Source organism: Bartonella sp. MR168JLCBS, assembly GCF_042194175.1.
This window is the reverse complement of the sequence record NZ_JBHIMP010000217.1, coordinates 1-904: the sequence shown is the minus strand read 5'-3', so window position 1 is coordinate 904 and position 904 is coordinate 1. Positions and strand designations below refer to the sequence as shown.

The following is a 904-nucleotide window of genomic DNA, read 5'->3' as shown; positions in this document are numbered from 1 at the left end:
CCTCATTGGTGATGCACCAATTAAAATTGCCATTGAAGCTGCCATTCGGCAAGGATGGGACCGTTTTATTGGGAGTGATGGTATATTTATTGGCATGGAGGGATTTGGTGCAAGTGGGACGATTGATGCGCTTTAAGCACATTTCGGCATTACTTGTGAGAATGTGGTCGCTACCGTTGAAAAAGAGCTTGAAAAGATCAATAAGAAAAATGTGAAATGACTGTTTGCGTTGCAATGAATGGATTTGGTCGTATTGGACGCAAGAGTTTGCGTGCCATTATGGGAAATGGCCACCAAGATATTCAGGTGGTGGCAGTGAATGATTTGGGATCGGTGGAAATCAATACCCATTTGTTGCACTCTAAAAGATCGATAAGGAAAATGTGAGATGACTGTTCGCGTTGCAATTAATGGGTTTGGTCGTATTGGACGCAATATTTTGCGTGCTATTGTGGAGAGTGGCCGCCAAGATATTCAGGTGGTGGCAGCGAATGATTTGGGATCGGTGGAAACCAATGCCCATTTGTTCCGCTATGATTCAGTCCATGGGCATTTCCCTGGTAGTGTTCAGGTTTTGGGTGATGCCATTGATGTCGGGTGCGGTTTGATAAAGGTGACATCAGAGCGTGATCCAGCACAATTGCCTTGGAAGGCTTTGGATATTGATATTGCCTTGGAATGTACAGGCATTTTTACTGCGCGTGACAAAGCAAGTGCGCATTTGAGTGCGGGTGCAAAACGTGTTCTTGTTTCTGCACCTTCTGAAGGTGCAGATTTTACTGTGGTCTATGGGGTTAATCATCAGTCTTTGAGCAAAGAACATAGGGTTGTTTCAAATGCTTCTTGTACAACCAACTGCTTGGCGCCTGTTGCGCAAGTCTTGCACAACACGGTTGGTATTGAA

The 904-nt window shown here is 44.8% G+C and carries 2 protein-coding genes and 1 pseudogene; all 3 read left to right on the top strand.

The genetic code is table 11. The features are described from left to right. Positions 1-220: pseudogene (locus ACFIK8_RS10450) on the top strand (transketolase-like TK C-terminal-containing protein); the annotation flags it as partial. Beyond that, the gene (locus tag ACFIK8_RS10445; protein ID WP_375669389.1) at positions 217-387 is read left to right on the top strand and encodes a glyceraldehyde 3-phosphate dehydrogenase NAD-binding domain-containing protein; all 171 of its coding nucleotides are present in this window, start codon (positions 217-219) and stop codon (positions 385-387) included. The pseudogene ACFIK8_RS10450 and the gene ACFIK8_RS10445, both read left to right, overlap by 4 nt. A gap of 1 nt (position 388) precedes the next feature. After that, on the top strand, positions 389-904 hold a 516-nt coding region (locus ACFIK8_RS10440), incomplete at its 3' end, for a type I glyceraldehyde-3-phosphate dehydrogenase (protein ID WP_375669388.1).

What these genes read in the sequence shown, in the direction of transcription:
- ACFIK8_RS10445 (WP_375669389.1), top strand. Translation starts at nt 217, where the DNA reads ATGACTGTTTGCGTTGCAATGAATGGATTTGGTCGTATTGGACGCAAG.